The 5,542-nt window shown below is 67.1% G+C and carries 7 protein-coding genes; 2 read left to right on the top strand and 5 right to left on the bottom strand.

What is annotated here, in order from left to right:
• Positions 1 to 91: 91 nt before the first annotated feature.
• The 3 genes from Q0X16_RS04915 to Q0X16_RS04905 are packed head-to-tail and all read right to left on the bottom strand — an operon-like array spanning position 92 to position 3,362.
• Entirely contained in the window at positions 92 to 667 is a 576-nt protein-coding gene (locus Q0X16_RS04915; protein WP_297831337.1) for an ATP-binding protein, read from the bottom strand.
• Positions 668 to 670: 3 nt separating this feature from the next.
• Positions 671 to 2,920, bottom strand: coding sequence for a Mu transposase C-terminal domain-containing protein (locus Q0X16_RS04910; protein ID WP_297831334.1), 2,250 nt, complete (start codon positions 2,918 to 2,920; stop codon positions 671 to 673).
• Positions 2,910 to 3,362 (bottom strand): hypothetical protein, encoded by a 453-nt coding sequence (locus tag Q0X16_RS04905; protein ID WP_297831330.1) that lies wholly within the window; start codon positions 3,360 to 3,362, stop codon positions 2,910 to 2,912. Before Q0X16_RS04905 ends, Q0X16_RS04910 begins: the two co-directional genes overlap by 11 nt.
• A gap of 78 nt (positions 3,363 to 3,440) precedes the next feature.
• Here Q0X16_RS04905 and Q0X16_RS04900 point away from each other — a divergent pair, with 78 nt between their 5' ends.
• Positions 3,441 to 3,755 carry a hypothetical protein gene (locus Q0X16_RS04900; RefSeq protein WP_297831328.1) on the top strand — a complete coding sequence of 105 codons (315 nt, stop codon included), beginning with the start codon at positions 3,441 to 3,443 and terminating at the stop codon, positions 3,753 to 3,755.
• Positions 3,756 to 3,767: 12 nt separating this feature from the next.
• Here the strand turns inward: Q0X16_RS04900 and Q0X16_RS04895 are convergent, their stop codons facing one another.
• Complete coding sequence (locus Q0X16_RS04895; protein WP_297831325.1) at positions 3,768 to 4,121, bottom strand: helix-turn-helix domain-containing protein; 354 nt, start codon at positions 4,119 to 4,121, stop codon at positions 3,768 to 3,770.
• A gap of 159 nt (positions 4,122 to 4,280) precedes the next feature.
• Between Q0X16_RS04895 and Q0X16_RS04890 the strand changes: the two genes are divergently transcribed.
• The gene (locus Q0X16_RS04890) at positions 4,281 to 4,880 is read left to right on the top strand and encodes a hypothetical protein (RefSeq protein WP_297831323.1); all 600 of its coding nucleotides are present in this window, start codon (positions 4,281 to 4,283) and stop codon (positions 4,878 to 4,880) included.
• Between the two features lie 103 nt (positions 4,881 to 4,983).
• Here the strand turns inward: Q0X16_RS04890 and Q0X16_RS04885 are convergent, their stop codons facing one another.
• A complete protein-coding gene (locus Q0X16_RS04885) occupies positions 4,984 to 5,379 on the bottom strand; it encodes a hypothetical protein (protein WP_297831320.1) in 396 nt (131 codons plus the stop codon).
• Between the last annotated feature and the right edge of the window lie 163 nt (positions 5,380 to 5,542).

Raw genomic sequence — 5,542 nt, 5'->3', positions numbered from 1 at the left:
CCGCCACCGCCAACCGACGCAAGTGACCTAGACTGCACCCAGCGGGTGGCTCAATTTTCGATGGAAAACCCGGCTCAGTTTTAGATGGAAATCAACAGACGTGGACCATGTCCGGCGCGACGCGAACGTCCAACAGCTCGTCGGCGAGCTTCTGCGCGTCGGCCTCGGAGCAACCGGCGAATTCCACCCACTGCGCCATGCGCCCGGATAGCTGCGGGCTAAGCGCGATGCGCCGGTCGATGCCGGCCATTCCGATCAGGATCACCGGCACCGTCGCCAGGTCGTGGAGGTCGCGCACGGTGTTGGCCAGGCGGTTCTCGCCGTCCTTGCCGACCACGTAGTCGGCCTCGTCGATGAAAAGCGGGCGCCCGGTCTGGGCGAGCTTTTCGACGATCGCGTCCACTTTGAGATCGACGCGCTGCTTCAGCGCGAGGTTCAGCTCACGCCCGATGGTGTCGAGCAGGCTGGTCGGCGTGCTGGTGGCGCGGGCGCGGACGTAGACGCCGTTCTCGCGCGTCGCCAGCCACGCCACCGCCGTCGTCTTGCCGAGGCCGGACGACCCGTAGCACAAGCCCATGCCGGGCATGCCGGCGCTGCGCGCCAGCAGCGCCTTGCAGGCTTCCATCGCGCGCATCACGTTGCCCACTGGAACGATCTTGTTCCTCATCGCTTACCCCTTCTGGTTGAGAAAAAGCGCGTCCTCGGGGAGGAGCGCGTTGTAGCTTTCCGGGAGGCCTACCCATTTGGCCCCGAAGTCCGAAAAGACGATCCAGCGCGTCTGGAACTCAGGCGTCTCCTGGTAGCCGACCAGCCGTCGCTGGGCGAGCTCGTCGAGCGCCCCGGCCGCCAGCTGCTGCATCTGGTCGAGCGCTTCGCGGAAGCGCCGCTCGGCGGTTTCGTCGCTGCGCTGGAACTCGCGGACGACGCGGTCCTGGCTGGCGCGCACGGCCTCGGTTTCGGCGCGGCGTTCCGCGTCGCCCGCCTCCCACGCTTCCAGCTCTTTCGCCGCCTGCGCGGCGGCTTCCAGCGCCGGTGTGATGTGGATCACGTTCTCGGTCGGCAGCACGTCCAGCGCGCGGGCCTTGCGCGCCCGATCCGCAAGCAGCTCTTGCGCGAGGTCGCCGTCGTTGACCTTGCGCCGCGCCCGGCGCGCAGCCGCCCGCGCATCCTTCAGCGCTTCGCGCTGGCGGCGCTTGGCCTCGGCCGAAACCTCCATCCGGTTGATACCGGTGACGGCCGGGCACTCCGCCACGCACAGGAAGGCGTCGTCGAGGTAGACCACCGCGCGACCCATGTCGCCCTCGTCGCGGCGCACCAACACCTCGCGCCCTACCGCAGCGCCCAGCTCCGGCGCGATGTAGGTGAGCTTGCCGAGACGCACGCCCTTCTTCGTGACCGTGCGCAGCTCGCCGTCGCCCAGCAGCAAGTCCAGCGCGCGCTCATCGCCGATCACGCGCACGCCGTCGCGCAGCTGCGCGGTCTTCTCGAACGGCGTCAGCCCGTCCATGCCTTCGCCGGAGTGCGGCTCGTGCTGGTAATAGACCTCAACCCAGTGATCGCAGGTCATCTGGAGCTCGGCCGCAGTCATCCGCAGCTCGATCGCGTCGCGCTGCTCCAGCCGCTGCTGGAAGCTCTTGCGCGCGCGGATCGCCTGCGCGTCGGCGACGCTGTGACCGGTGTAGCCGGTCAGCAGCTCGAAGCAATGCCGCGTGAGCGTGCCGAAAACGCGCTCGATGAAGGGTTTTTCCCACCCCGAAAACGGATGCGAAAACCGCGATTCGATGCTCAGCGCGGTGAGCAGCCGCGCGAACTTCTCGCTCGCGTAGTCGCGCCCGTTGTCGAGCTTGACGGCTTCCGGCACGCCCCACGCGAGAATCGCGCGCCGCATCAGCCGGCAAACGGCGTCGGCAGTGCTGGTGCGGCTGACCAGGAACATCACCCGGCGCGTCGCCACGTCGATCACGCCGAGGATGCTGTGGCGCCCGTCGTCGAGCATCACGTCGGCCGGCGTCGAATCCAGCATCCAGAGCTGGTTCGCCCGGACCACGCCCTCGGAATAGCTGCCGAAGGCCGCCATGTACTTGTTCTTCCAGCCGTCCGGGTCCGTCAACGAGAGGAACAGCTCCGCGTTGTCCCGCTTCCATGCCGACAGCCACCGTTCCAGCGACCGCCGCGAAAGCTGCGCGTCGGCGAACCGCGCGCCGAGCAGGTCGAACAGCGTCCGCGCGCGGATGTGGGGCTTTTCCGAGAGCACGCCCAGCGCGAATTCGCGCAGCGGCGGGTGCGAGTCGAGGTAGCCGGAGCCGCGCCGGTTGCCGTAGTCGCCCGCCAGCGCGGACGGGCCGCGCCCGGCCAGGGCCTGCCGCCAGCGTCGCAGAGTGCACGGGTGCAGGTCGGCGCCGGTATGCATGCGCACCGCAACGCCCACGTCGAGAGCGCCGGAGTTGTAGAGGTCGCAGAATTCGTCCATCGCGGCGCACACGCCAAGCCCGCGCACGCGGGCGAATTCGGTCAGCCGCGAGAGCAGGTCGAGCTTGGCCTCCATCCGCGCCTTGCGCGCGCCGCGCAGCGCCGCCGCTTCCGCCTGGCCCTTTTCGCGCCACCGCGCCGCCACCAGCGCATCCACGCCGTCGCGCACCTTCTCGCGCGCGCCGGCCAGCTTGCCCGCCGCCTGCTCCACCGAGACCGGCGCCGCCGCCGCAGCCTGCAGCGCGCGGGCGCGCTCGATCGTCGAGCGCAGCTCTGGCGGGAGGGTGGCGATGGGGTACTGGCGCCGCAAACCGCCGCTCACGCGCGTCTCGACGAACGCCCAGCCCTCCGCTGTCGCCCGCTTGGCCACGGCGCGCTTGCTGACGCCGATTACCTCCCCGATGGCCCGCGCGTCGAGCGCGTCCACGTCCCGCCCGCCGTCAGCCGCCATGCCCGGACCTCCGCAGGTATTCCTTGACGTGGCGCCGCTGCTCCATAAGCGCCTGAATGCGGCTCTCGATCTCGCCAAGATCGGCCTGGAGCACCTGCGCGCCCCAGAGGACGCGGCCGCCGTGAACGGCAACCAGCCATTCGGTGATGCCGCGGCTATTGGTCGCGATCTCGATCGCGGGCACCTTCCACAGCGGCAAATTGCACTCTTCGCGACTCGGCGCCGTATAGCTGTCGAGGAGCGCCTTCGAGGTCTCGTGGTCGCAGAGCCGGCTGATCTTCGCCGCCACGTCGTAGCGGTCCCGCTTCGCGTTCGCCAGCAGCCCCGCCACCAGCTCCGCGACCGGCTTGCGAAAGTCCATCGCCCCCGGAACCGCCGGCACCGCCTGCGGAATGGAGGCAAAAAGTTCGCCCGTGAAGGCGTCTGGACGTTGCCGACTCATGCGGCCACCCCGCCAAAAGACGGCCTCCCCTGTGTCAGAGTGGCGGTGCGACCCAACCCCTCGACACAGGAGAGACCGATGGACGAAAAAGAGGCCATCCGCGCGCTGGCGGGCTTGATCACCGCCGCAAACGCGAACACGGCCAACCATGCCGGGCAGCTCATGGTGCTGACCGCCGCGGTTTACGCGCTGATCCGCGGCCAGCCTGACCCAGAGGCGTTTCCCCGAGCGTTTCGATCAGCCTGGACAGAGCTCGGTCAATGGCACGCATCGAGCGAAGAATCCGAAGAGCTGCTTGCCGGTATTTCCGCAGCCCTTGCGATGGTCGAGGGCGCTTGCCGCGTGCCGCTGCACGTCCGCGCCCCGTCGGCGGCGTCCCCGCCGGACGATTGACAACCCCCCTGTTCATAGGCCCACCGCCTTTTGCGGATTGCGCGCCCGCACGTGGGTGGTAGCCTTGACCGGAGGCTGGCCGCGCATTGGAGTGCGGCCCATCCGGCGCGAAGTCGTGCCGTCGCTGTTGTACCGGCTCGGCCAGATCAGCATCGGATGCTCGACGCCCGCGTAGGCGGCCAGGATGGCCTCTGCCTTGGGCGCCGGATGCCGGGCCGCACCCAGCAACGTGCGCCCGCCATCGTTGTAGCCCTCGGTGATCGCGATCTGACGGACGCTCCACCCGCGCTTGCGCAGGCAGGCCATCAGATCGGCCCAGTGCCAGTCCGGCGTGGCTGGCTTTTTCAGCGGAGTGAGAACAGGCATTCGCAATCTCGAACAGGTGGGATGTATGTGGAGCGACCATAGACCCGTTTTGGAGCCTTGTCAACTCCTTTTCAGTTCTCACCTAGGTGGGAACCTCCAAAATCGTACTTTTCGCCTGAAACGCAGGCACCAAGCGGCTTTCCGGCTAGGTGAGAACCAATGTCCAGGCTAACAATTCAGTTCCCACCTGAGTCGGACCCAGGTGAGAACTCGCGCAAGTCGCGCGGCGAGCGTCTTGCTCGTATCCGCGGCGCGGAACCTCAAGCAGCTTTTGCTTCCAAAATTGGGGCGCACAAGAACACCTACGGCCACTGGGAACGCGGCCGCACCGATATCGCGGCCGATGCCATCGCCGCGCTCGTCGAACTTGGCTGGAACGCCAACTGGCTCCTCACGGGCGAAGGCCCGGAACGCCTGGACGCCTACGAGCTCGCCCGCAGCGAGCCAATGCGCCTGCAGGATGGCCCCGAAACCCGCGCCACGCCTGCGTCAGAGCGATCCGTCCCCCTGGACATGGACGCCCTCTTCTTCGCCATTTCCGGCGTCCTGGCGGAAGAGGCCAAGGCCGGCGCCCCGCTCCCGCTCGCCACCTACATCGCCGAGGTCGCCCACGCCTACCGCGCCCACGCCTACTCGACGGCCTTCCACGAATCTCTGCACGCCGCCTTCCGCTACGCCGACGCCGCCGCCGAAGCCGACAAGACCGCCAACACCTTCTACGCCGCCTTCTCCGCCCCGAAACCCCCTCCGGGCGATTGAGCAAACCATGTGTCGTTTTTCACCCCTCGCCGACGGCGCGCCCCGAAATTGAGCAAACCATGTGTCGCGCCGCCTCTCGGGATTTAGCCGTTTCAGCGGATCTTCAACACCTCTGAAACGCCCATCCAATGCGCCTTTCCACCGATCCGTCCCAATAAATCCCGCCCCGTCCGGCTAAATCCCGCATCGAGCATTCCATCTGTCGCGTCACAATGTACTTTTCCGCCTCATCGAGAATCCCTTTCGCGGGGCTCCCGTGTGCCGCAACCATCCCTGCGGCAAGGACGAAACTTCTCAGCCGGTCGTAGTGCACGGCCATCGCTTCACGCTTCCTGCGTTCCTCGTGCCAGCGGTCAAAGGAGCGCATGTGTTCTTCTTCCAGCACGTCCAGCCTGTCCGCTGCCGTTGCTGCGTGCTCGCATAGCAACGCAACGTCTGCGTTGTGCCGCGTGCATCGGCTTGCAGCAATCCTCAATTTTTCAGCGTGTGTATCCATCATTTCCTCGCAGTCGGTCTAACAACTCCATCAAGCCGAACCCGCTTCGCGGGTCGGCTTATGTCGGGCGTTAGGCCTCTGCAGGAGAGATTCGTGAACTTCCTACCAGCCCTCGTATTTGCCTGCGCTCTCTTCCTTGTCGCTATTGGGTTCTTTGCGCTTATTG

The organism is Thermomonas sp., from assembly GCF_025993755.1.
Lineage (GTDB): Bacteria > Pseudomonadota > Gammaproteobacteria > Xanthomonadales > Xanthomonadaceae > Thermomonas.
The sequence above is the reverse complement of the archived record's forward strand: the minus strand, read 5'-3'. Positions and strand labels throughout refer to the sequence as shown.

Excerpts from the sequence above, each read along its gene's own strand:
- Q0X16_RS04900 (WP_297831328.1), top strand. The coding sequence starts at position 3,441 with ATGGACGAAAAAGAGGCCATCCGCGCGCTGGCGGGCTTGATCACCGCC.
- Q0X16_RS04910 (WP_297831334.1), bottom strand. The coding sequence starts at position 2,920 with ATGGCGGCTGACGGCGGGCGGGACGTGGACGCGCTCGACGCGCGGGCC.
- Q0X16_RS04895 (WP_297831325.1), bottom strand. The coding sequence starts at position 4,121 with ATGCCTGTTCTCACTCCGCTGAAAAAGCCAGCCACGCCGGACTGGCAC.
- Q0X16_RS04890 (WP_297831323.1), top strand. The coding sequence starts at position 4,281 with ATGTCCAGGCTAACAATTCAGTTCCCACCTGAGTCGGACCCAGGTGAG.
- Q0X16_RS04885 (WP_297831320.1), bottom strand. The coding sequence starts at position 5,379 with ATGATGGATACACACGCTGAAAAATTGAGGATTGCTGCAAGCCGATGC.
- Q0X16_RS04915 (WP_297831337.1), bottom strand. The coding sequence starts at position 667 with ATGAGGAACAAGATCGTTCCAGTGGGCAACGTGATGCGCGCGATGGAA.
- Q0X16_RS04905 (WP_297831330.1), bottom strand. The coding sequence starts at position 3,362 with ATGAGTCGGCAACGTCCAGACGCCTTCACGGGCGAACTTTTTGCCTCC.